General features: G+C 67.8%; 28 protein-coding genes. 8 read left to right on the top strand and 20 right to left on the bottom strand.

Annotated features, from left to right (window positions below; translation table 11 throughout):
* Positions 1-26 precede the first annotated feature (26 nt).
* Entirely contained in the window at positions 27-446 is a 420-nt protein-coding gene (locus tag E5A74_RS16635) for a DUF4112 domain-containing protein (protein ID WP_420822505.1), read from the top strand.
* A gap of 171 nt (positions 447-617) precedes the next feature.
* Here E5A74_RS16635 and nadC read toward each other — a convergent pair whose 3' ends face one another.
* Positions 618-1463 carry a carboxylating nicotinate-nucleotide diphosphorylase gene (gene nadC / locus E5A74_RS16640; protein WP_135986763.1) on the bottom strand — a complete coding sequence of 282 codons (846 nt, stop codon included), beginning with the start codon at positions 1461-1463 and terminating at the stop codon, positions 618-620.
* Between the two features lie 285 nt (positions 1464-1748).
* Between nadC and dinB the strand changes: the two genes are divergently transcribed.
* From dinB to E5A74_RS16655, 3 genes are all read left to right on the top strand, one after another.
* Positions 1749-2801: a DNA polymerase IV gene (gene dinB / locus E5A74_RS16645; RefSeq protein WP_135986930.1), complete on the top strand. Its 1053-nt coding sequence runs from the start codon at positions 1749-1751 to the stop codon at positions 2799-2801.
* Between the two features lie 87 nt (positions 2802-2888).
* On the top strand, positions 2889-3644 hold the full coding sequence (locus E5A74_RS16650) for a hypothetical protein (protein ID WP_135986764.1): 756 nt from the start codon (positions 2889-2891) through the stop codon (positions 3642-3644).
* Between the two features lie 115 nt (positions 3645-3759).
* Positions 3760-4140 (top strand): Dabb family protein, encoded by a 381-nt coding sequence (locus tag E5A74_RS16655; protein ID WP_240699857.1) that lies wholly within the window; start codon positions 3760-3762, stop codon positions 4138-4140.
* Between the two features lie 138 nt (positions 4141-4278).
* Here the strand turns inward: E5A74_RS16655 and nadA are convergent, their stop codons facing one another.
* The 14 genes from nadA to E5A74_RS16725 form a co-directional block, all read right to left on the bottom strand.
* Positions 4279-5307, bottom strand: a complete 1029-nt coding sequence (gene nadA, locus E5A74_RS16660; RefSeq protein ID WP_135986766.1) for a quinolinate synthase NadA — start codon at positions 5305-5307, stop codon at positions 4279-4281.
* A gap of 41 nt (positions 5308-5348) precedes the next feature.
* Complete coding sequence (locus E5A74_RS16665; protein WP_135986767.1) at positions 5349-6032, bottom strand: DUF4230 domain-containing protein; 684 nt, start codon at positions 6030-6032, stop codon at positions 5349-5351.
* Positions 6029-6886: an MBL fold metallo-hydrolase gene (locus E5A74_RS16670; protein ID WP_135986768.1), complete on the bottom strand. Its 858-nt coding sequence runs from the start codon at positions 6884-6886 to the stop codon at positions 6029-6031. The genes E5A74_RS16665 and E5A74_RS16670 overlap by 4 nt, the downstream gene beginning before the upstream one ends.
* Positions 6887-7101: 215 nt before the next feature.
* Complete coding sequence (locus E5A74_RS16675; protein WP_135986769.1) at positions 7102-8640, bottom strand: M56 family metallopeptidase; 1539 nt, start codon at positions 8638-8640, stop codon at positions 7102-7104.
* Complete coding sequence (locus tag E5A74_RS16680; protein ID WP_135986770.1) at positions 8637-9005, bottom strand: BlaI/MecI/CopY family transcriptional regulator; 369 nt, start codon at positions 9003-9005, stop codon at positions 8637-8639. Before E5A74_RS16680 ends, E5A74_RS16675 begins: the two co-directional genes overlap by 4 nt.
* A gap of 490 nt (positions 9006-9495) precedes the next feature.
* A complete protein-coding gene (gene grxD, locus E5A74_RS16685; RefSeq protein ID WP_135986771.1) occupies positions 9496-9828 on the bottom strand; it encodes a Grx4 family monothiol glutaredoxin in 333 nt (110 codons plus the stop codon).
* Between the two features lie 5 nt (positions 9829-9833).
* Positions 9834-10070, bottom strand: a complete 237-nt coding sequence (locus E5A74_RS16690) for a BolA family protein (RefSeq protein WP_135986772.1) — start codon at positions 10068-10070, stop codon at positions 9834-9836.
* Positions 10070-10393 carry a DUF1476 domain-containing protein gene (locus E5A74_RS16695; RefSeq protein WP_135986773.1) on the bottom strand — a complete coding sequence of 108 codons (324 nt, stop codon included), beginning with the start codon at positions 10391-10393 and terminating at the stop codon, positions 10070-10072. The genes E5A74_RS16690 and E5A74_RS16695 overlap by 1 nt, the downstream gene beginning before the upstream one ends.
* A 200-nt stretch (positions 10394-10593) precedes the next feature.
* Positions 10594-11589, bottom strand: a complete 996-nt coding sequence (locus tag E5A74_RS16700) for an NADPH:quinone oxidoreductase family protein (protein WP_135986774.1) — start codon at positions 11587-11589, stop codon at positions 10594-10596.
* Entirely contained in the window at positions 11552-12181 is a 630-nt protein-coding gene (leuD, locus tag E5A74_RS16705; protein ID WP_135986775.1) for a 3-isopropylmalate dehydratase small subunit, read from the bottom strand. The genes E5A74_RS16700 and leuD overlap by 38 nt, the downstream gene beginning before the upstream one ends.
* A complete protein-coding gene (locus E5A74_RS16710) occupies positions 12181-13158 on the bottom strand; it encodes an N-acyl homoserine lactonase family protein (RefSeq protein ID WP_135986776.1) in 978 nt (325 codons plus the stop codon). The genes leuD and E5A74_RS16710 overlap by 1 nt, the downstream gene beginning before the upstream one ends.
* Complete coding sequence (gene leuC / locus E5A74_RS16715) at positions 13151-14593, bottom strand: 3-isopropylmalate dehydratase large subunit (protein WP_135986777.1); 1443 nt, start codon at positions 14591-14593, stop codon at positions 13151-13153. Before leuC ends, E5A74_RS16710 begins: the two co-directional genes overlap by 8 nt.
* 66 nt (positions 14594-14659) lie before the next feature.
* Positions 14660-15499, bottom strand: coding sequence for a c-type cytochrome (locus E5A74_RS16720; RefSeq protein ID WP_135986778.1), 840 nt, complete (start codon positions 15497-15499; stop codon positions 14660-14662).
* A gap of 58 nt (positions 15500-15557) precedes the next feature.
* Complete coding sequence (locus E5A74_RS16725) at positions 15558-16520, bottom strand: NAD-dependent epimerase/dehydratase family protein (protein ID WP_135986779.1); 963 nt, start codon at positions 16518-16520, stop codon at positions 15558-15560.
* A 231-nt stretch (positions 16521-16751) separates the two neighbouring features.
* Between E5A74_RS16725 and E5A74_RS16730 the strand changes: the two genes are divergently transcribed.
* Positions 16752-17219 (top strand): GNAT family N-acetyltransferase, encoded by a 468-nt coding sequence (locus tag E5A74_RS16730; RefSeq protein ID WP_135986780.1) that lies wholly within the window; start codon positions 16752-16754, stop codon positions 17217-17219.
* Positions 17220-17252: 33 nt separating this feature from the next.
* Here E5A74_RS16730 and E5A74_RS16735 read toward each other — a convergent pair whose 3' ends face one another.
* From E5A74_RS16735 to E5A74_RS16755, 5 genes are read right to left on the bottom strand one after another with little or no spacing between them, the layout of a single operon-like run.
* Positions 17253-17936 carry a ferritin-like domain-containing protein gene (locus tag E5A74_RS16735; protein WP_135986781.1) on the bottom strand — a complete coding sequence of 228 codons (684 nt, stop codon included), beginning with the start codon at positions 17934-17936 and terminating at the stop codon, positions 17253-17255.
* A gap of 60 nt (positions 17937-17996) precedes the next feature.
* Entirely contained in the window at positions 17997-18584 is a 588-nt protein-coding gene (locus tag E5A74_RS16740; protein WP_135986782.1) for a hypothetical protein, read from the bottom strand.
* Positions 18581-19216 (bottom strand): 3-oxoacid CoA-transferase subunit B, encoded by a 636-nt coding sequence (locus E5A74_RS16745; RefSeq protein ID WP_135986783.1) that lies wholly within the window; start codon positions 19214-19216, stop codon positions 18581-18583. The genes E5A74_RS16740 and E5A74_RS16745 overlap by 4 nt, the downstream gene beginning before the upstream one ends.
* Positions 19217-20290: an HAD family acid phosphatase gene (locus tag E5A74_RS16750; protein ID WP_240699858.1), complete on the bottom strand. Its 1074-nt coding sequence runs from the start codon at positions 20288-20290 to the stop codon at positions 19217-19219.
* Positions 20287-21003: a CoA transferase subunit A gene (locus E5A74_RS16755; protein WP_135986784.1), complete on the bottom strand. Its 717-nt coding sequence runs from the start codon at positions 21001-21003 to the stop codon at positions 20287-20289. The genes E5A74_RS16750 and E5A74_RS16755 overlap by 4 nt, the downstream gene beginning before the upstream one ends.
* Before the next feature lie 225 nt (positions 21004-21228).
* Here E5A74_RS16755 and E5A74_RS16760 point away from each other — a divergent pair, with 225 nt between their 5' ends.
* From E5A74_RS16760 to E5A74_RS16770, 3 genes are all read left to right on the top strand, one after another.
* Positions 21229-21741 carry an outer membrane protein gene (locus E5A74_RS16760; protein ID WP_135986785.1) on the top strand — a complete coding sequence of 171 codons (513 nt, stop codon included), beginning with the start codon at positions 21229-21231 and terminating at the stop codon, positions 21739-21741.
* A 206-nt stretch (positions 21742-21947) separates the two neighbouring features.
* A complete protein-coding gene (locus tag E5A74_RS16765) occupies positions 21948-22382 on the top strand; it encodes a hypothetical protein (protein ID WP_135986786.1) in 435 nt (144 codons plus the stop codon).
* Positions 22383-22385: 3 nt separating this feature from the next.
* Positions 22386-23354 carry a glycoside hydrolase family 25 protein gene (locus tag E5A74_RS16770; protein ID WP_135986787.1) on the top strand — a complete coding sequence of 323 codons (969 nt, stop codon included), beginning with the start codon at positions 22386-22388 and terminating at the stop codon, positions 23352-23354.
* Positions 23355-23419: the final 65 nt, after the last annotated feature.

A 23419-nucleotide genomic window follows, 5' to 3' on the forward strand; every position in this document is an offset into this window, starting at 1 on the left:
GTGTGGCGAGACCCGAACAGATGGCGATGGGATGGACCGCGGCGGCGAAGAACCTGCCGCTCGGCAAGGATCCGGCATCGGTGCGGCGGCGCATCGAGGCGATGGAGCATCTGCTCGAGCGCAGCCTGACGCTGCCGGGCACGCGCTTCCCGATCGGACTCGACGTGGTGCTCGACTTTGTCCCCGGCATCGGCACCACCGTCGCCGCGGCGATGGGTGCTTGGATGGCATGGGAGGCACGCAACCTCGGCATGTCGAAGACGCAGGTCGCGCGGATGGCGGGCAATGTCGGGTTCGACTGGGTGCTGGGGCTGATCCCGTGGATCGGCGCGATCCCCGACCTGTTCTTCCGATCGAACTCGCGCAACCTCAAGCTGATCAAGAAGCATCTCGACAAACATCACCCGTCGACCGCGACGTTGGATCAGCCGGCGAGTCGGAAATAGGATTTCGCGGGTCAAGAGTCGCAAGAGTCGCAGTAGAACGACTCTTGCGTTGCGCGCGGTTGAAACAAAATTGCGCAAACCTGTAGGCGAATTCGACGGTTCAAAGAGCCTGCGCGCATGGCGGCGCGCCGCGCCAGCCCAACAGACCAAATCCTACATTGCAAGCCCGGTTCAGGCGGCGGCGAAATCGAGCCCGATATCGGCCGCCGGAGCCGACTGGGTCAGCCGGCCGACGCTGACATAGGTCACCCCGCTCGCGGCGATCGCGCGGATCGTATCGAGGCGGACGCCGCCCGAGGCCTCGGTCGGCACCCTGCCCGCGACGAGCGCCACCGCCGCGCCCAGCGTCGGCGGGTCCATATTGTCGAGCAGCAGATGCGTCGCGCCGGCATCGAGCGCGGGGGCGATCTGATCGAGCCGGTCGACCTCGACGATGACGCGCGCGATCCCCGCCGCGACGGCGCGGCGCACCGCCTCGCCGATCGAGCCGGCAACGCCGACATGATTGTCCTTGATCATCGCCGCGTCCCACAGCCCCATGCGATGATTCTGCGCGCCGCCCATGCGGGTGGCGTATTTCTCGAGCACGCGCAGGCCGGGGATGGTCTTGCGGGTATCGAGCAAGGTGGCGCCGGTGCCCGCGATCGCATCGACATAGGCGCGGGTCAGAGTGGCGATGCCCGAGAGATGCTGGACGGTGTTGAGCGCCGAACGCTCGGCGGTGAGCATCGCGCGGGCGCGCCCGCGCAGCCGCAGCAGATCGGTGCCCGGTGCGACGCGCTGGCCGTCCTCGACCAGCCGCTCGATCGCCACCTCGGGATCGAGCGCGCGGAAGAACGCCTCGGCGATCGGGAGGCCGGCGACGGTGATCGCGTCGCGGCTGTCCATCACGCCGTCGAAGATCGCGTCCTCGGGGATCACCGCGGCGGAGGTGATGTCGCCGGCGGTGCCGAGATCCTCGGCGAGCGTGGCGCGGACAAAGGCGGCGAGGTCGAAATGGTCGAGGGTGAAGGGCATGAATGGGCTGTAGCTTCGCCGCCATTCCGGCGAAAGCCCGGGGATTCGCTTCCCTTCCATCACCGCCGCGAAAGCGGGGGCCCATCGCCGATGCTCGCCGCGAGCGCAACGGTCGTGCCTGCGGGTATCGTGGACGATGGGCCCCCGCTTTCGCGGGGGTGACGATGGGTGTCCATGCCCTCTTCCCTTGCGGGAAGGAGTTGAACGCCGACCGTTCCCCACTTGTTCGATCGGCGCTACACCGCGGGCGTGACCGGCACCGTCCGCAAAATCCTCCATATCGACATGGACGCCTTCTACGCGTCGGTCGAGCAGCGCGACGCGCCCGAATTGCGCGGGCGGCCGGTGGCGGTGGGCTATGCCGCGGCGCGCGGGGTGGTGGCGGCGGCGAGCTATGAGGCGCGGACCTTCGGGGTGCGATCGGCGCTGCCTTCGGTGACCGCGCTGCGGCGCTGCCCCGAGCTGGTCTTCGTGGCGCCGCGCTTCGACGTCTACAAGGCCGTGTCGCAGCAGATCCACGCGATCTTCGCCGACTATACCGAGCTGATCCAGCCGCTGTCGCTCGACGAGGCCTATCTCGACGTCACCGCCAATCGCCGCGGGATCGCGACCGCCTGGGCGACCGCGAAGGAAATCCGCGCACGCATCCTCGCGGAGACCGGGCTGACCGCCTCGGCGGGCGTTTCGTACAACAAGTTCCTCGCCAAGCTCGCCTCGGACCAGCGCAAGCCCAATGGGCAGTTCGCGGTGACGCCCGAAATGGGCGCGGCCTGGGTGGAGACGCTGCCGGTCAAGCGCTTCCACGGCGTCGGGCCGGTGACCGCGGCCAAGATGAAACGGCTCGGGATCGAGACCGGGGCGGACCTGCGCGCCAAATCGCTCGATTTCCTGCGGATGCATTTCGGCAGCTCGGCCGAATGGTATCACGCGATCGCGCGCGGCGAGGACGACCGGCCGGTCAATCCGTCGCGCGAACGCAAGTCCTCCGGCTCCGAGACGACCTTCGACCGCGACCTGACCGAGCCTGTCGAGATCGAGGCGGGCGTGCTGCGCATGGCCGACGAGGTCTGGGACTGGTGCGACAAGGCGCAGGCATTCGGGCGCACGGTGACGGTGAAGGTCAAGTTCGCCGATTTCCGGCAGATCACCCGGAGCAAGAGCTTCGCAGGCGTGGTGCGGACGCAGGATTTGCTGCGGACCGCGAGCCGCGAGCTGATCGGGCTGGTGCTGCCGCCCGAAAAGGGCATCCGACTGGTGGGGGTTACGGTTTCGAACTTCGCGGACGCGGGCGAAGCGGGCGAGGCGCTGCCGTTGTTCGGAACTGGCGAAACAGCCTAGATCGTCCCCGCGCTGACGATGGGGAGGGTAATGCGGTATTCGGGATTTACAGCCTTGCGCGCTGCCGGTGGCGCGGGGGCGGCTTTGTTGATCGTGAGTCTGATCGCAGGCTGCGATCGGCAGGACGATCCCGCCGGCGAGGACGAACCGCAGATTGCACTGAACTGCCCGACGCTACCGAAGGCGGAAGCGGACGCGCTGCGTTCGGTGAAGATTCTCGATTTCGACGGCACCCGCCTGTTCATACCAAATGGATGGATCAAAGGATATTTCGACGACGGGCGCAGCAAAGCCGAGGCCGGCTTTCGCGCGATCGTCTCCAGCGCGATCGCGCCGGCTATCAACAGCAACGAATGCCCCGGGCTGGTCCACCATTTCGCGGTCGGCGCGCGCGCGACCCGACACGGGTCGATGTCGCTCAGCCACAAAGGCCCGGTTCCGCTCACACCAGAAGAACGAAAGGCGGCCGCAGGATCGATCGTGCAGATAGCCGTGCTCTCGCGGGGTTCGTGGAATTCGGGTCCGATCCCGGAGGAATATCGTGTCGCAAAGCCCGCGGACGGAACCGTGTGGGCTGGGGGTCGCGGCCCTTCAAGCTACATTCTCAATGACGTTGCGCTGAACCGCGGCGACAGATGCACGATAACATATGATGATATCGATGACGCGTGGTATCTCTCCCGATGGGTCCACCCGACGCTCGGCTTCAAACTGACCATCCAGAGCGAGGCCCCCGAGCCGGACCCCAACTGGGGAAAGCACTGCGCGCGGATCGAGCCGTTGCTGAAATGGCTGACCACTTCGCCGCAACAGCGCAGCACTTCCTTCCACTTCACCACATGAGAGGCACGACCTTGACCCACGTCATGCGGCGAAGACATATCAGGCACTACACGGCCCGAACCGGGCCGCCCGGGAAGGAAGCAATGACAAGATGCCAGTCAATCGCAGGGATGTCGTGAAGGGTGTCACACTGGGCGCCGCGGCGATGACGGGGGCGGCGCCGGCTTCGGCTGCCGCGGCGACCGCGGGCAAGATCGTCCATCACGTGTTCTTCTGGCTGAAGAATCCCGGATCGGCCGCCGATCGCGACGCGCTGATCGCCGGGGTGCGCGGGCTGGGCAAGATCGCGGTGGTGCGCGGCATCGAAGTCGGCGTGCCGGCGTCGACCGAGGCGCGCGACGTGGTCGATGCCAGCTTCCACGTCTCCGAGATGCTGGTGTTCGATAATGTCGCCGACCAGAAGACCTATCAGGACCATCCGCTGCACAAGGAGTTCATCGCCCAGTGCGGGCACCTTTGGACGAAGGTGGTCGTGTACGACATGGTGACGGTCTGAAGTTCCCCCCTCGCGTAGCGGGGGAGGTGGCGCCGAAGGCGACGGAGGAGGTGTAGCCGCGAGCAAGTCGATCGCGGAGAGGCCCCCTCCACCACTTCGTGGTCCCCCTCCCCCGCTTCGCGAGGGAGGAATTAGAGATCAGTCGCCCTTTTTCGGGTCGCCACCGACCGCGGGGACCGGGCCGAGATCGCCCTGCCCGACGCTGGCGCTCGCCATCTCGAGCATGCGATCGAGGCTCTTCTTCGCCTTGAGGCGCATGCCCTCCTCGATCTCGATGCGCGGCGCGAGATCGCGGAGCGCGAGGTAGAGCTTCTCCATGTTGTTGAGCGCCATGTACGGGCAGATATTGCAGTTGCAGTTGCCGTCGGCGCCCGGCGCGCCGATGAAATTCTTCTCGGGCAGCGCCTTTTCCATCTGGTGGATGATGTGCGGCTCGGTGGCGACGATCAGCGTGTCGCCCGGGAAGCTCTTGGCGAAATCGAGGATGCCGCGGGTCGAGCCGACATAATCGGCATGATCGAGGATGTGCGGCGGGCATTCGGGGTGCGCGGCGATCGGCGCGTTCGGATATTGCGCCTCGAGCTTGAGCAACTCGGTCTCCGAGAATGCCTCATGGACGATGCACACTCCCGGCCAGAGCAGCATCTCGCGGCCGAGCGTGCGGGTGAGATAGCCGCCGAGATTGCGATCGGGGCCGAAGATGATCTTCTGCTCGGGCGGGATCTGGCTGAGGATCTTCTCGGCCGAGGAGCTGGTGACGATGATGTCGCTCAGCGCTTTCACTTCGACCGAGCAATTGATGTAGGTCAGCGCGATGTGATCGGGGTGCTGCGCGCGGAAGGCGGCGAACTGCTCGGGCGGGCAGCTGTCTTCGAGCGAGCAGCCCGCGTTCATGTCGGGGAGGACGACGATCTTGTCGGGCGAGAGGATCTTGGCGGTCTCGGCCATGAAGCGGACGCCGCAAAAGGCGATGACATCGGCATCGGTCTCGGCCGCCTTGCGCGAGAGATCGAGGCTGTCGCCGACGAAATCGGCGAGATCCTGCAGCTCGGGCTTCTGATAATAATGCGCAAGGATGACGGCGTTGCGCTCCTTGCGCAGACGATCGATCTCGGCGCGAAGGTCGAGGCCCGACAGGCTTCCGCCCATTCCATTGCGTGCGTCCATGCGAGGCAGATGGCCCGTGGGGAAGCGCGGATCAAGTATGATTAGTAGCGGTTCGCGACGACGTCCTCGGGGCCGCGCGAGCGGTCCCAATCCTCGCTCGGCCGCTCGTCGGGGAAATAGACCGCGACCTTCGCGTCGATCCCCGCGGCCTTGAGCGGCATCGCGAAGCTGCGCTCGATCGCGCGGCGGGTGGCGTCTCTCGCCAGCTTGACCGGGGTGGGGTCGCGCGCCTGGCGGATCAGCTCCTGCTGGCCGGCCTTGCGATTGGCGGCGTCGAGCTGGGCCTCGACATCGGTGAAGCGCATCAGCAGCCCGCCCTGCGAATATTCGCGGATGCCGTCGAGATCGACATCGGGGCCGATCACCTCGAGCGGCGGCAGCAGGATGGTGAGGCGGTTGTTCGCCGCGTCCCACGACAGGCTCTTCTGCTGGAGCTTCGCCAGATCGACTTCGTAGCGGACCATCCCGGGCATGATCAGCGTCTTCTCGGCGCCGAGCCCGAGCCGGCTCTGGCGCGAGGTGACCACCGCGACATAGCGCGCCGCGAAGGTGGAGAGGCGGTTCTGCTCGCGCAGCCCCTGCAGGCTCGCCTGCGCGACGGTGACCGGATCGGGGCCGCGGAAGTGATCCTTGACGGTGGCGCCGAGGAACCAGAAGCCCGCGCCGAGCGTGGCGACCAGCGCGAGCAGCAGCAGCGCGAACCGGGCGATTCCCCAGCGCCTCATGCGGCGAGCTTCCACATATAGCCATCGCCCTGGACGAGCCCGCGCGCGCGCAAATCGAGCAGGTGGGCGAGCACCGAGCGGCCGGCGGCGCCGGTGAGCCGCGGATCGAGGCCGACATACATGCGCGCCACCATCGCGGGGATCGCGCCGACATCCTCGCGGAGCAGGCGGAGGATCTGGCCCTCGCGCTGCTTGCGATGCCCGATCAGCCCGCGGACGAAGCGCTGCGGCTTCTCGATCGGATCGCCATGCGCGGGATAATAGATGCGGTCCGCGCGGGCCATCAGCTTGTCGAGGCTGGCCATATAGGCGGCCATGTCGCCATCGGGCGGCGCGACCACGGTGGTCGACCAGCCCATGACATGATCGCCGGTGAACAGCGCCCCAGCCTCCGGCAATTCGAAGGCGAGATGGTTCGAGGTATGGCCGGGCGTGGCGATCGCGGTGAGCGTCCAGTCGGGGCCGGACACGCTCTCGCCGTCCGCCAGCACGCGATCGGGGGCGTAGCCGGTGTCGAACGCCGCGTCGGCGCGCGGTCCGGCGTCTTCGAGGGTGAGCGGGGCGCAGCCGATGATCGGCGCGCCGGTGGCGGCCTTGAGCGGCGCCGCGGCGGGGCTGTGATCGCGGTGCGTATGCGTGCACAGGATCGCCGCCACCGGGCGGCCGGCGATCGCGGCGAGCAGCGCGTCGAGATGCGCGGGCTCGTCGGGCCCGGGATCGATCACCGCGAGCGTGGTGGTGCCGATCAGATAGGTCTGGGTGCCGGTATAGGTGAAGGGCGACGGGTTGGGCGCGAGGACGCGCGTGACCAGCGGCTCGACCGCGAGCGCGACGCCAGTGGGAGCCTCGATCATCGCTGCGATGTGGCGGGTAGGAGCCGCAATGACAAGACCGCCGCCCCTCCCGGCCGAGCCCGGAGCCCTGGGCGGCCAACGCTCCGGCCTTCGCCCGAGCGCGGAATGCCCGCTACCTCCGCAAATGAAACGGGGCCGGCTGCGAAGGAGTTCAGCCGGCCCCGTGTGAAGGGTGTTCGCGGAACGAGGGTGCCGCGAACACCCCTCCCCTCTCGTCAATCGTCGTCGCGCTGCTTCTCGAGCTCGGCCATCGCCTCGTCGATGCCCTTGAGCGCCTTGGCGCGCTCGTCGGCGGTCATGTTGGTCTCGTTCTCGAGCGAGCGGCGCGCCATGCGCAGCCCCATGCGGGCGCTGTCGAGGCCGAAGCGCTTGCTGCGCATCGCGATGCGCTCGGCATCGGCCGCGGCCATCTCGATGCGATCGGTGCAGATGATCATGATCTTCCGGCCGCCGTCCTGACGGTGCTCGACCGTCGGCTTGCCCTCGCCCTTGCCGCACTTGCCGTCGCGGACATCGGGGATCGAGGCGCGGATCGCCTCGGGATCTGGCATGTCGATCTCGTCGCGGGTGCCGTCGGCGCGGACGATGACCATCTTGCGGACCTGCTTGCCGGCATGCTTGTCGTCGCTCGAATAGCGATAGACGTGGCGCTCGACCCGCGGCGCGGCCGCGGCGGCGGGTGCCTCGGGCGCTTCCGGAGCCTCGGGGGCTTCGGCGGCCTCGGGCGCTTCCGGCGGCGCGCCGGGCGCCGGCGGCGCGGGAACTTCCTGGCCGAGGCTGACGCCGGTGACGGTCTCGACCCTGCTCTTGAGCGTCTCGGCGGCCTGGCTGCCCGAGACAGTGAAGCCGAGCGCGGCGACCGAGAGCGCGCCGACGCCAATCAGTCCCGTGGCGACGCGGGTGGGGGAAAATGGCCGGTTCCTCGAAAGCATGCGTAACCTCCCTTTGACTTCGTTGATCGTGTGCAAGTGACATGCCGCCGAGACCGCACCCCCATGCGCGGACTTGACGATCGCACGGCCATAGGCATGGCGCAGTGCCTGGGCGCGGCCGGCGAGCACAAGGGCGTCGCAGGCCATTTCCTGATCGGCGCGGAAGGCGCGGAACGCCCGCCATGCGACCGGATTGAACCAGTGGAGCGCGAGCACGATCAGCGCGACCCAGTTCGCGATCAGATCGCCGCGGACATGATGGCCGAGCTCATGCGCGAGCGCGAGATCGCGCTCCTGCTCGTCGTAGCGCTCCGAGAAATCGCGCGGGAACGCGACATATTTGCGGAAGACGCCGAAGGCCAAAGGCCCGTGCGCGGCGTCGGTCTCGATCACCCGCACCTTGCCCTGCGCGATCGTGCGGTCGACGCGGGCGGCGCGCAGCAAAGTCGCGGTGTAGCGGCTGTGCGAGACCAGATGCCAGGCGAGGAACAGCGCCGCGCCCGCCGCCCAGAGCAGCAGCACCACCATCCACAGCCCGAAGCTGCCCTCCGCCCCGGCCGCCGGCGCGGCGCCGAGCGGCTCGACGATATAGACCGCGACGATGTCGCTCGCCGCGGCGACCGGCGCCGCCGCCTGCTCGCGCCAGCTCTCGGGCAGCGGCGGCAGCAGCAGCCGGACGACCGGCAACAGCCACAGCGCATAGGCCATGTGCGGCCCGAAGGCCTTGCGGACGGGTCCGCGCAGCGCCAGCACGAGCAGCATCAGCAGCGTGGTGGCGACGAAGGTCTCGAGTGCGAAGCCGATGAAAGCAGGGGCGATCATGACTTGAGCTCCTTCAGCAGCGCTTCGATCTCGGCGATGTCCTGATCGGTGATCGCGTCGCGCTCGGCGAGGTGCGCGACCAACGGCGTGAGCTTGCCGCCGAACAGCCGATCCATGAAGCGGCGCGACTCGCCGCCGACATAGTCGGCGCGATCGACCAGCGGCCGATAGCGATAGCGCCGGCCGTCTTCCTCGTGCGCGATCACGCTCTTGGCGAGCAACCGGCCGAGCAGGGTCTTGACGGTGTTGGCGCTCCAGTCGCGCTCGGCGGGAACCCGCTCGGCGACTTCCTGCGCCGTGAGCGGCGACTCTTCCCAGAGCACCTCCATCACCGCATGTTCGGCGTCGCTGATCCGTTCGGTCATGGGTTCCCTCTTTGACTACTTGTGTAATCGTTACGATTACGTCTGTAGTCAAGTCACTGAATGGCCGATGAACGGATTCTGACAGCAACGTGACGGAAACGCCGCACGGCCACGGGCTGTCGGGAAAATTTACAGAGGCGGCTTGGTGGATCGAGCCGTTAACCACTGAAAGTGCTGGAAAAGCGCGGTTCGGGCAAACTGGCACGCGGGGTGCAAAGCTGAGGATACCCCGAGCGTTTTGACGCTTCATTCCAGGGTGGGTCGACCGCTTACTTACCGGTCTCGCGTCGACCCACCCGACCCGGGGTTTCCCAGATCGAGATGCGACTCGGACGCAAGTCGCCTGCGCCTGCCTCAAATGCGTCACCCCGGCCTTGTGCCGGGGTCCACCAAGAGGCCGGGCGAGCAGCAAGACCCTCCTGCTTCTCCGTCGCGGCACAGTGGACCCCGGCACAAGGCCGGGGTGACGATGTTTTCGGGAATCAGGCGCTCAGGCCCCTGCCGTCACGCCCTTGTCGCCGAGCAGCTGGGCGAGCTCGCCGCTTTCGTACATCTCCATCATGATGTCCGAGCCGCCGACGAATTCGCCGCCGACATAGAGCTGCGGGATCGTCGGCCAGTCCGAAAAGGCCTTGATGCCCTGGCGGACGCCCTGATCCTGGAGCACGTCGACGCTCTCGAACTCGGCGCCGAGATGGTTGAGGATCGCCACGGCACGGCTCGAAAAGCCGCATTGCGGGAAGAGCGGGCTGCCCTTCATGAACAGCAGCACGGGATTGGCGTCGACCAGCCCCTGGATGCGCGCCTGAACGTCGTCGGTCACTTCACTCACTCCTCTGGCGCTTCGGTGGTCAGCTGGAGCGCGTGGAGCACGCCGCCCATGCGCCCGCCGAGCGCTGCATAAACCGCCTGGTGCTGGCGCACGCGCGGCATCCCCCGGAACATGGGGGCGACGACGCGCGCTGCATAGTGGTCGCCGTCGCCGGCGAGATCGGTGATCTCGACCCGGGCATCGGGAATGCCGGCGCGGATCAGCTCCTCGATCTCGGACGCGGCCATCGGCATCAGGCTTCGCCCATCAGCTGGCGGCGCGCCTCGACGCTCTTTTCCTCGAGCGCGCGGCGCACGCTGGCGTCGTCGATCTCGACACCCGCGGCGAGCAGATCACCGAGCAGCTTGCGGATCACGTCCTCGTCGCCGGCTTCCTCGAAATCGGCCTGGACCACCGCCTTGGCATAGGCGTCGGTTTCCTCGGGGGTGAGGTTGAGCCTGGCAGCGGCCCATTGGCCGAGCAGCCGGTTGCGCCGCGCGGTGACGCGGAAGGCCATGTCCTCGTCGCGGGCGAACTTCGCCTCGAATGCGCGCTCGCGATCGTCGAATGTGGTCATGTGCTGCTGCCCTTTGGTATCCGGTTCGGGCCGAGATAGGTCGGCGGGCGGCGGGAGGCAACATGCTCAATCCTCCCTCGCGCAGCGGGGGAGGTGGCGCCGAAGGCGACGGAGGGGGCGCTTCCGCAAATACGACGCTCGGGGAGAGGCCCCCTCCACCGCTTCGCGGTCCCCCTCCCCCGCTGCGCGAGGGAGGATTTTTAGACGGTCACCACCAGCTTCCCGATCGCTTCGCGCGCCGCCATTTTGGCGATCGCCTTGCCGCCGTCCTCCAGCGAAAACGTCTCGGTGACCCGCGGCGCGATCTCGCCCGCTGCCCAGAGCCGGAACAGCTCGGCGACATGCGCCTGATTGGCCTGCGGATCGCGGGCTGCGAAGGCACCCCAGAACACGCCGCAGACGTCGCAGCTCTTGAGCAAGGTGAGGTTGAGCGGCAGCCTGGGGATGCCGGCGGGGAAGCCGACGACGAGATAGCGCCCTTCCCAGCCGATCGCGCGCAAGGCAGGCTCGGCATAGTCGCCACCGACCGGATCGTAGATCACATCGGCACCTTGCGGGCCGACCGCGGCCTTGAAGGCTTCGCTGAGCGCCTTCGATTGCTCCTTGTCGAACGGCGCGCGCGGATAGACCAGCGTCTCGTCGGCACCCGCCGCGCGCGCGGCCTCGGCCTTCGCCTCCGAAGAGACCGCGGCGACGACGCGCGCGCCGAACGCCTTGCCGAGCTCGATCGCGGCAAGGCCGACGCCGCCCGCGGCACCGAGGATCAGCAGCGTCTGACCCGACTCGAGATGCCCGCGATCGCGCAGCGCGTGGATCGTGGTGGCATAAGTGAGCAGCAGCGCGGCGCCCTCGGCGAAGCTGCGCCCCTCGGGCAGCCAGTAGAGCCGGGCGACGTCGACCACGACCTTCTCGGCCAGCCCGCCATGGCCGATCACCCCGAGCACGCGATCGCCGATCGCGAACTGGGTGACGCCCTCGCCCAGCGCCTCGACCACGCCGGCGATCTCGCCGCCCGGGGCGAAGGGCCGCGGCGGCTTGAACTGATATTTATCCTCGATGATCAGGACGTCGGGATAGTTGATCGCGCAGGCCTTGACCGCGACCAGCACCTGCCCCTTGCCCGGTACGGGATCGGCCAGCTCCGCGACGCTTAGAGTTTCAGGTCCGCCCGGCGCCTGTGACAATAGTGCCTTCATTGCCCGCTCCCACTGCGATCCAGGGACGCGAGGATGCGACACCGGATTCGTATTTCGAAATCTCGGTATCTTTTGCCAGCGTCATGCCGATCTCGTCCAGCCCCTCCAGCAGGCACTGGCGGCGGAACGGATCGAGCGCGAACGGAAAGCGATCCTGAAAGGGCGTGGTGACGGTCATCGTCTCGAGATCGACGGTGACTTCGCTGTCGCGGGCGACCTCGACCAGCCGATCGATCGCCTCTTGCGGCAACACGACGGGGACGATGCCGTTCTTGAAGGCATTGCCCGAGAAGATGTCCGAGAAGCTCGGCGCGATCACCGCCCTGACGCCGAGATCGGCGAGCGCCCAGGCGGCATGCTCGCGGCTCGACCCGCAGCCGAAATTGTCGCCGGCGATCAGCACCGGCGCGCCGGCATAGCGCGGATCGTCGAAGACGTTGCCGGGCTGGGCGCGGACGGTCTCGAACGCGCCCTTGCCGAGGCCCTCGCGCGTGGTGGTCTTGAGCCAATGCGCGGGAATGATGATGTCGGTGTCGATATTCTTGGCGCCCCACGGATAGGCGCGCCCTTCGACCTGGCGAACGGGTTCCATCAGCGGGCACTCCGGGGGAAGAGGGGCAATTTTGCGACGTCGGCGGGTTCGTGCTGGATCACGACCTTCGCCTTGAGATTGGCGGCGATCTGCTTGAAGCGAACGATCGACGCGAGCGTGTCGGCGCGATCGGTGTTGAAGACGGGCACCTGATCGTGCTCGAAGCTCTCGGTGGCGTGGAATTGATCGCCCGAGAGCAGCACCGGCCCTGCGCCCTTCAGCCGGACGAGCAGCGCATGATGCCCCGGCGTATGGCCGGGCATGGCGAGCATGACGACGCTGCCGTCGCCGAACACGTCCTTGTCGCCTGCCACCGCCTCGACCTTCGACGTTCCGTCGAGCCACGGCTTGAACAATCCGGCCGCTTTTGGATTGTCCGCCTTGATCGCGGCGAAGTCGCCCGCCCCGATCAGCAGCGTCGCCCGGGGGAAGTCGCCGAGCTGGCCGATATGATCGAAATGGCGATGGCTGATCCCGACGAAGCGCACCTGCCCCGGCTTGACGCCAATCTGCGCGAGCTGCGGGACGAGCCGGGACTTGAGCGTGAGCGTGAAGACACCGTCGACGACCTGTTGGCCGAGGATGTCGCCGCCGAGGCCGGTGTCCCACAGCAAATAGTCGCTGCCGTGGCGGATCAGATAGCAGCTGTCGACGAGCTTGTAGGGCTTGCCGTCATAGCGATGCGTGTCGCTGAATTCGGCGAAGTCGGAGACGTCGAGGTCCCCGCAATCGAGCCGCCAGAGCTCGACCTCGGGCGCCGTCTGGGCGTGCGCGGCGAGCGGCGCGGCGAACAGGGCCAGCGCGGCTGCGGCAATCGCCCGCCAACCGCGACGGACGCGCCTCAGTTCGGGTCGGGGGATTGCGCCGAGGACGGCTGCTTGCTGTGCGCCGAGGCATAGGCCGCGGCGAGGCCGCTCAGCACGGTTCCGACGATCAACACGATCAGCGCCCGCTTCATACACACTCCCCTCACGCATCCGCCGACATCAGCTCCCTGACATCGGTGAGGCGCCCCGTGACTGCCGCCGCCGCCGCCATGGCGGGGGAAAGCAGATGGGTTCGCGCGCCCGGACCCTGCCTTCCTACGAAGTTTCGATTCGAGGTGGAAGCACAACGTTCGCCGGCGGGCACCTTGTCCGGATTCATCGCGAGGCACATCGAGCAGCCGGGCTCGCGCCATTCGAAGCCGGCCTCGGTAAAGATGCGGTCGAGCCCCTCCTTCTCCGCCTGCAGCTTGACCAGCCCCGAGCCGGGGACGACCAGCGCCTGGCGGATGCGATCGGCGACATGACGGCCCTTCACCACCGCGGCGGCGGCGCGCAGATCCTCGATGCGGCTGTTGGTGCAGCTGCCGATGAAGACATGCTCGATCGCGATATCCTGCATCGCGGTGCCGGCGGCGAGACCCATATAGTCGAGCGACTTCTGCGCGGCGACGCGCTTCGAGGCGTCGGCGAAGCTCTCCGGATCGGGGATCGCGCCGGTGATCGCAACGACGTCCTCGGGGCTGGTGCCCCAGGTGAGCGACGGGGCGATGTCGGTGGCGTGGAGGACGACCGACTTGTCATAGACGGCGCCGGCATCGGTGGGGAGCGTGCGCCAATAGGCCACGGCCCTGTCCCACGCTTCGCCGGCGGGGGCGAGCGGACGGCCCTTGATATAGTCGAACGTCGTCTCGTCGGGCGCGATCAGCCCCGAGCGCGCGCCACCCTCGATCGACATGTTCGAGACGGTGAGGCGTCCCTCGATCGACATCGCGCGGATCACCTCCCCGGTGAATTCGATGACATAGCCGGTGCCGCCCGCGGCGCCGATCCTGCCGATGATCGCGAGGACGACGTCCTTGGGGCTGACCCCGAAACCCAAACTACCGTCGACGCGGATCTCGAGCGTCTTCGACGGGGCGAGCAGCAAGGTCTGCGTGGCGAGGACGTGCTCGACCTCGGAGGTGCCGATGCCGAACGCCAGCGCGCCGAGCGCGCCGTGCGCCGAGGTATGGCTGTCGCCGCAGACGAGCGTGGTGCCCGGAAGCGTGAAGCCCTGTTCGGGGCCGACGACATGGACGATCCCCTGCCGCGCATCGAGCGCGTCGATATAGGGCACGCCGAACTCGGCGACATTGGCGCGCAGCGCGGCGAGCTGGCCGGCGCTGGCCGGATCGGCGATCGGCAGCGCGTGGCCGGCGGCGTCGACGCGCGCGGTGGTCGGCAGGTTATGGTCGGGCACCGCAAGGGTGAGATCGGGCCGGCGCACCGGGCGCCCCGCGGCGCGAAGCCCGGCGAACGCCTGCGGGCTGGTGACTTCGTGGACGAGGTGACGATCGATATAGATCAGGCAGGTGCCGTCGGCGCGGCGCTCGACGACATGGTCCGCCCAGATCTTCTCGTACAGGGTGCGCGGTTTGCTGGCCATGCAGGCGATCTAGTCCGATCGTGCGCCGGGGCAACCCGCTACGCAATTTTCCGACAGCAAGCAGAGCTATTGCGGCGGGGCCTTGATCGCCTCGGCCTTGAGATAGGCCTGGATCGCGGCGATCTCGCCATCGGTGAGCACCGAGAAGCTCTCGCGCGCCACCACGCTCATGATCCCGTGATCCGGCCTGGTGCCGACGCCGGTGCGGAGCAGCTTCCTGAGCCGGGCCGGATCATAGGCCGCGACGACCGGCGCGAGCGCGGGAACCCTGGTGCTGCCGTCCTCCATCGTGCCGGCCTGATGGAGCTTGTGGCAGGCGGTGCAGGCGAAATCGACGACATAGCGGCCCATGTCGGCGGGGCGCCGCGGCTGCGACACCGTCGACGCGGTGGCCATCGCGGGAAGCTTGCCGGCGAGGATCAGCGCGCGGCCGATCGGGCCGTAGGACATCGTCGCCTGCGTATCCTTGGGGCCGGGCCTGAGCGTGCGGATCCACGCGATGACGCGGCCGACATCCTCGTCCGAGAGATGGCCGATCGCGTGGATCGGCATGATGAACAGCGAGGATCCGTCCTTCTTGACGCCGTGGCGGATCGCGCGGGCGAGCTCGGCATCGGTCATCGTCGCGGCGGCACGGGCGAGCGACGGCGGGGCGATGCGGCCGAGCATCGGATCCTCGAACAGCACCTTGCCCTCGCCGTTCGGGCCGTGACAGTCGCGGCAGCTGGCGAGACGCGCGACGCGCGCGCCCTCGGCGAGCGACGCGGCGTCCTTCGGCACCGCGATGTCGACGGTCGGGACGGCATGGCCCTGACGGATCACCCATTCGGAGCCGGCATAGACGACCACCACGACGAGCAGCAGCAATGCAGCGAGGGCAGTCAGCCCGCGGACGATCCAGCGCATTTCGAAATTCCCCGAAGCTCTTGTGTCGTAACATCAAACACAAGGCGCGGAGGACCCGTTATCCCACGCCCGCAATTTCTTTCGGCGAAACGTAATCCGGATCATGCGCGAACGGTAACGGCTTGTTTTGCCGAATAGAATCGAGCACGCTCGCGAAATCGGTCTCGCAGCGAAAACCGAGCAGTTTCTCGGCAAGCGCCGCGTCATAGACGCGACCGATGCTCTGCGGCAGTTCCCAGCCTTTGCTGGCGTATAACTTGGCTGCATCGGGGAAATGCCGGGCGATTACTGTCGCGGCATCGCGTTTGAGTTCGCCGCATTCGCCGCGATCGAACGGCGTCGGCGCGGAGAGGATGAAGGTGCCGAAGCCGATCTGCGGCGCGCGATCCAGCGCGACGAGATGGCCGCGCGCGGCATCCTCGACGGTCAGGCGGCGGTGGAGCAGCTCGTTCGCCTTCATATTCTCGCCCGACAGCGCGCGGTGGGTGTCGTCCTCCTCGGGGAAGAAGCGGCTGGTGCGCAGCACGACGCAGTTGAGCCCCTGCTCGCGATGCGCGAGGCGGCAGAGCTGCTCGGCGGCGCGCTTGGTGACGCCGTAAATGTTGCGCGGCGCGAGCGGGCCGCTGGTCTCGTCGAGCCAGACCGCGTGATCGGCGCGCTCGGCGCGGATCGCCTCGCTGATCATCAGCGAGGTCGTCGAGGTGAACACGAAGCGATCATGCCCCGCCGCCACCGCGGCTTCGAGCAGATTGAGGGTGCCGGTGATATTGACGTCGATGAACGCCTGCGCCGGATAGCGGGCGATGTCGGGCTTGTGGAGCGCGCCGCCATGGATCACCGCTTCGATGCCATGGTCGGCGAAAACACGGTCGACCAGGCCGCGATCGGCGACCGAGCCGAGGATGTCGGTGTCGGCGCCCGGCGCGATATCGAGCCCGATCACGACATCGCCGCGCGCGCGCAGCATCGGCGCGAGGAAGCGGCCGAGCCAGCCGGACGAGCCTGTCAGAAGGATACGCATGCGCGCCCGATAGCCGAGCGGCCGGCATTCTGAAAATAGGCGGGGTGCTTTACAAACGCGCCGCTCCGCAGCAGATGGTCTCCAACCCTCACAGGAGATCGCCTTTGCTCACCCCCGTCGCCTCCGACCGCTTGCGCGGCCGAGCGTCGACGTGCGTGGGCACGATGCGGCGCTGACGGCGCGCGAAGCGACATCGGCCGGACCACCGGCACCTGTTTCTTCCGAGGTATCATGATCATCGAAACCACCGCGGCCGACTATGCCGCGCTTCTCGCCAATCTCGGCCCGCGCGGGCACGCGCTCGCCGACTCGCCGATCGCCCCGCCCGAAATCCTGATGATGCTCGCCGACGTAGCGGCGCGGATCGCGGCGGACTTCTCCCCCGCATCGTGGCTGATCGTCGAGGCGGATACCGTCGTCGGGCTCTGCTCGATCACCCGGCCGCCACAGGCGGGCAGCATCGACATCGGCTACGGGATCGCGCCCGCGCACCGGCGCCGCGGCGTGGCGACGCGCGCGATCGGCGCGATCGTGACATGGGCGCGCGCCGCGCCGCACCTCAGCGCGATCACCGCCGAGACCGCGATCGACAACATCGCCTCGCAACGCGTGCTCGAACGCGCCGGCTTCGTCCGGGTGGGCGAGCGGCTGGATGCGGAGGACGGCCAGCTGATCTGCTGGCGCTGCGCGGTCGCATGACCGGCCCGGGGCGGGCCTCGGCTCGCCCCGGCGCTACAGCCCCGCCGGCAGCGGCGTCGCCAGCCGGTGCGCGGGATCGTGCATATCGGCCCAGTCGGTGCGGCGCTTCACGAACGGGTTGAGGAACAGCACCGGCAGCTTGAGGAAGAGCAACTCGGAATGGATGAAGGTGTCGATCGCGCGCTCCCACCATTTCGGATCGCGCTTGCCGTTCGCCCTGAGCCAGCCGTCATAGGGCGCCCAATGGCTCGGCTCGTCCTTCTCGATGATGCGGAAGATCTTCATCAGCACCTTGTCGCCGGTGACCAGCGGGTGGCGGAGCAGGATGTCGACCTGCTTGTAGCCGCGCTGCTCGGTGAGCGAGATCACCCGGCAGAGCTTCTCGAACTCGGCGTCGCTGGCGATCACCGCATTGGTGTCGAGCTCGTCGATCGTGCGGTGGAACATGATCTCGACGAAGCGATCGATATGGCCACAGGTGCGATCGACCGCGAGCGGCATCTTGCCCTGCAGCTCGAACCAGCGCTTGAACATGAGATAATGTTTGCGCTCGTCGCCGCGGTGCTTCTCGATCGCGGCGATCAGCGCATGATCGTCGGGGGAACGCGCGCGCACCGCCTCGAGCACACGATCGATGCTCGTGTAGCCGCGATGCTCGTTGTAGATGTAGATCGAGCCCAGAAGGTCGAGATAACGGCGGCGGAACCAGCCTGACATTTGCCGACGCTACGCCTCGCCCGGCATAGCGTCAATTCGGGCGATGCGCCCCCGCGCGCCTCAGGGCAGATGCGTCTTGAACGCCGCGATGCTGGCGACCCGCCGCGGCCAGCGCGACACGATGTTGCGACCGCCGAGCCAGGCGAACAGCGCGAGCAACGGGACCGTGGCGAGCCACCACCATGCGCTGTCCCAGATCGACAAGGCGAGCAGCAGCCCAAAAAGCAACAGGCAGGGCGGCACGACGATCAGCAGATTGACGATCGCAGTGGTATAGCCCGGCCCGACCATCAGCCGATCGATTCCGCGCCACGCCGCGACGCGCTCGGCGAAGCCGCCGATCACCGCGCCATAGGCCTTGTGATCGGCGAAGGGGGTGAGGAACACCGGCGCGCGCCGGCCGCCCCACCAGATCTTCACTTCGAACGTCGGCGGAATGTTCTCCGGAAGCTCGTGCACCAGCTCGGTGCCGAAATGCCGCAGCCGATCGACCGCCGCCGCCGGGATGGCGAGCGTCCCGCCGTCGGCGCCGGTCAGCACCAGCTGATCGCCGTCGAGCCGGACGACGACCTCGTCGCCGATCAGGCCGAGCCGCGCCAGCTTTCTCGAGCCGAGGCTGCGGAACCCGCCGCGCGGCCTCGCCGTCAACGCGTGTACCGTGCCGTGGTCTTCGCCGCGACTTCGTCCTCGCCCACGCCCGGCGCGACTTCGATCAGCCTGAACGGGCTGTCGTGATCGGGCCGCTGGAACACCGCGAGATCGGTGATGATCATGTCGACGACGTTCCTGCCGGTGAGCGGCAGCGTGCATTCGGGGATGAACTTGGGATCGCCCGCCTTGGAATTGTGCTCCATCACCACGATGATCTTCTTGACCCCGGCGACGAGGTCCATCGCCCCGCCCATGCCCTTGATCATCTTGCCGGGAATCATCCAGTTGGCGATGTCGCCCTTCTCGCTGACTTCCATCGCGCCGAGCACGGTCAGATCGATATGCCCGCCGCGGATCATCGCGAAGCTGTCCGACGACGAGAAATAGACCGAGCTCGGCAGCTCCGAGATCGTCTGCTTGCCCGCGTTGATCAGATCCGGATCGACTTCGTCGTCATAGGGAAACGGACCGATGCCGAGCATGCCGTTCTCCGACTGGAGCGTGACCTCGACGCCTTCGGGGATGTGATTGGCGACGAGCGTGGGAATGCCGATGCCGAGATTGACGTAGAAGCCGTCCCGCAGCTCCTTCGCCGCGCGCGCGGCCATTTCGTCACGGGTCCAGGGCATCTACTTCTTCTCCTGCGGGTCCGCCCAGTGGCTTTCAGGCGGGAATATCTCGTCGACGCCGCCCTTGAGGCCGGTGCCGTAGACGGGGTTGGGCAGCATGAACCAGCCGGCGCCCCAGAGCGGCGCGAGCAAGGTGCCGCCGACGCTGTTGCGCCGCGCGGCCACCGCGGCGTCGGGCGCGTTGAACAGATCGCTGAAATCGCCGAGCTGATCGCCCGCCATCGCGACGATGCAATAGCGCTGGGCGATCTTCGCGCGGCGCGCGTCCTTGCCGCCCGGCTCGCCTTCGCCGCGCAGCCACAAAGTGTCGAACAGATCGGCAGGGCCGAGCCCGGCATGGTCGAGCGCGGCGGCGGTCTGCGCGGCGGTGGCGACCGAGCGGTTCGAATTGAAGATCACGGTGAAGCCTTCGCGCCGCGCCGCGGCGAGCGCCTCGGCCGCGCCGGGGACGGCGGCGACCTTGTCGGCGCCGGTCGCTTCCCAGCGGCTCCAGCGCGCCGCGTCATAGCCGCCCGCACCGCGCATCGCCTCGTCGCGCTCATAGCCGAGGTTGAGCAGCACGGTCTCGTCGATGTCGAGCACCACCGCCATCGGGCGCTTGCCGCAAGCCTCGAAGCGCGGATTGTCGAGCGTCGAGCCGGGTGCGAGCGCCACCGAGCGCACCCCGGACTTGTCGCGGCGATAGCCGATCTCGTTCCTGAGATAGGTCCACAGCGCCTGCCACGCCTGGATGCTGAGCGCGGCCGCCTCACCCGAGCCGTAGAGATATTGCATCCCCGCGGGTGCAGCGGCCGTTGGCGCGGCGGGCGCGCGGGTGCCGTCGGGCGGCGGCAATGCCGTGAGGCCGGTGACCTGGAGCTTTCTGCCGTCGGGCGCGGTGATGATCTGCCCCGGCCTCGGCGCGGCCTGCTGCGCGCGCTTGCGCTCCCGCTTCGCCGGGCCGTTCTGCGCCGATCGGGCGACGCCCGCCCCCGCGGCGAGCGGCGCGGCGACCACCGCGGCGACGCAGCCCGAGAGCAGCAGCGCGCCCGCCCCGGCGACGCCGAGGCCGGCAGGAAGCCGCGCGAGGATCACGCCGCCTCCGCCTCCGGGCGCGGACGCGTGGTGCGGAACTCGATCTTCTTGTCGTACGGCGCGCCGACGATCAGCCGCTTCACATAGATGCCCGGCAGATGGATCTGATCGGGATCGAGGCTGCCGACCGGCACGACTTCCTCGACCTCGGCGACGCAGACCTTGCCCGCGGTGGCCATCGGCTGGTTGAAGTTGCGCGCGGTCTTGCGGAAGATCAGGTTGCCGCTCTCATCGGCCTTCCAGCCCTTGATGATCGACAGATCGGCGCGGATGCCGCGTTCGAGGATATAGTCCTCGCCGTCGAACGTCTTGACCTCCTTGCCCTCGGCGACCTGCGTGCCGACGCCGGTCCTGGTGTAGAAGCCGGGAATGCCCGCGCCGCCCGCGCGGCAGCGCTCGGCCAGCGTGCCCTGCGGGCAGAACTCGACCTCGAGCTCGCCGCTCAGATACTGCCGCTCGAACTCCTTGTTCTCGCCGACATAGGAGGAGATCATCTTCCTGACCTGACGGCTGCGCAGCAGCTTGCCGAGGCCTTCATTGTCGATCCCGGCATTGTTCGAGGCGATGGTGAGATCCCGGACGCCCGCGGCCTGGACCGCATCGATCAGCCGTTCGGGGATGCCGCACAGGCCGAAGCCGCCAGCGCACAACGTCATGCCGTCGAATAGCAGCCCTTCCAGCGCTGCCTCGGCGTTGGGATAGAGCTTCTTCATGCGCGATTCTCTCCTGACCTCGCGCGGCGATAATCCCGCGCCCGCCAGCCGGTCAAGCGAACCTGAACCGACTTTCAACTTTTGTACGAATCTGACCCTGTGGCAGAAGAGTCACACCGATAACCGTAATTAAATTGCCATATTGCACCTGCGAAATGGAAGCCTATCTCGGCGCTCGGATGGCCATCCGAACCTGAAGTACCAAATCTAAAAGTAGGAATCACAATGCGTATTCTCGCAACGACGGCGCTCGCCCTGGTGGCAGCGACGGCAACCCCCGCTTTCGCTCAGGATGGCAGCTTCACCGGCCCGCGCGCCGAAGTCGTGGCCGGCTGGGACCATGTCGGTGGCCTTGGCGACGGTGAGTCGGGCTTCGCCTATGGCGGCGCGATCGGCTATGACCAGCAGCTGGGCAATGTGGTGATCGGCGCGGACGCCGAGATCACCGGCTCGACCACCGAGCGCGCGGACGTCAGCGCCGGCCGTGACCTTTATGCCGGCGTGCGCGCGGGCTTCGTCGTTCCCGGCGCGATCCTCGTCTACGGCAAGGGCGGCTACACCAATGCCCGCGTCAGCTTTGCCGGCACCGGCGAGAATTTCGACGGCTACCGCCTCGGCGCGGGCGTCGAGCGCAGCTTCGGCAAGTTCTACGGCAAGGTCGAGTATCGCTATTCGCGCTACGACGACGCCGAGCTGAACCGCGACCAGGTCGTCGCCGGGATCGGCTTCCGCTTCTAATCCGGCGGACGATGCGAAGGGGCCGTGCGGCATTGCCGCGCGGCCCCTTTTTTTGTGCCGCGAAGCCGGCATCGGCATCGCGCCACCGCACGGATGCAAGAACATCGCTTGCATTCCCGCGCATCTATGCAATCCTCCCAAGTAGAGACTCGACAGTCGGCAGAGGGGGCTGAACTGTGCAAACGACACTCGACGCAACAACCTGGATGCAGCTTCTTGGCCTCGGCGCGATGATCGGCGCGCTGGGCCAGGCTATTCGCGCGATCGTCGGCCTCAAAAAGGTCAACGACGCGGTTAGCAATACCAGCACCTCGGTATCGCAGGCGATCGACCCGAGCCGGATGGTGACCTCGCTAGTGATCGGCGCGATCGCGGGATCGCTGGCGAGCGTGAGCCTGATCACCGACATCCACGCGATCGCATCGGCGCAGATCGTCGCGCTGCTCGGCGCCGGCTATTCGGGCGCGGATTTCATCGAAGGCTTTATGAGCCGGGTGAACGCCGCGCCGGGAACACCGGCCGGTCAGGAGGCGATCGGCGTGGCGACGCCCGCCGCCGCCACGCCCGCGCTGCCCGATCCCAACGCGGCGGCGGCAGCGCCCGCGGTGACCGGCCCGACCTCCGACGACGCGGTGGGTTGAGCCATGCCGCAGCACCCGCAAATCCTGATCTCGGGTCAGGTCACCACCACCGCCAAGGTCAATCTGCGCCAGGGCGCCGCGACCACCGACGCGCCGGTGCTCCGCAAGCTGCTCGCCGGCACGACGATCAACGTCCAGGCGATCGTCGCGGGGCTCTCGGTCGACGGCAATCCTTTGTGGTACAAACTCGACGAGAATGCCTATGTCTGGGCGGGCGGCGTCGGGCCGCTGACGCCCTTCGCCGCCGGCACGGCACCGCTGCCGACACCCCTGCCCACGCCGTTGCCGGCGCCGTTGCCGGCCCCCGCCCCCCCCCCCGCCGCACCGCGGACGCCGATCGCGACCTCGGCCGAGGCGCCGCGCATCCCGGTGGTGATCGACATCTATCACGCCAATGTCGTCAACAGCTTCGCCGAGGCGCGCGCCGCGGGCGTGCGCGGGATCATCCACAAGGCGACCACCGGCCAGACCGGCAAGGACAAGGCCTATAGCGACCGCCGCGGCGTCGCCGAGGCCGCGGGGCTGCTCTGGGGCGCCTATCACTGGGGCACCAACGCGCCGGTCGCGGCGCAGGTCGACAATTTCCTGATGAAGGCGCAGCCCGACGAGAACACGCTCGTCGCGCTCGATTACGAGATCGACGCCAAGTTCCAGATGAGCTTCGATCAGGCGCGCGAGTTTCTCGAGCGGATCCACGAGAAGCTCGGGCGGCGCGCGGTGCTCTACAGCGGGCATCTGATCAAGGAGAAGCTCGGCGATCGCATCGACCCCTTCTGGGGCGCGCACCGGCTGTGGCTCGCCGAATACAATCCCAGCGCGCACGTCCAGAAGAGCTGGCCGAGCTATTGGCTGTGGCAATATGCCGAGAAGAAATCGACCGTGCCGGGCATCCCCGGCAACACCGGCGGCGCGATCGACTATAATCATTTCAACGGCAGCGAGGACCAGCTCCGCGCCGAGTGGGCGAGCTGAGCCGCCATTCCGGCGCGGCATGACCGAAGCGCGCACGGGGGGTTACGCCGGGCGCGGACCTCGGG

Source organism: Sphingomonas naasensis (genome assembly GCF_004792695.1).
In the GTDB taxonomy this organism is placed as follows: Bacteria; Pseudomonadota; Alphaproteobacteria; order Sphingomonadales; family Sphingomonadaceae; genus Sphingomonas; species Sphingomonas naasensis.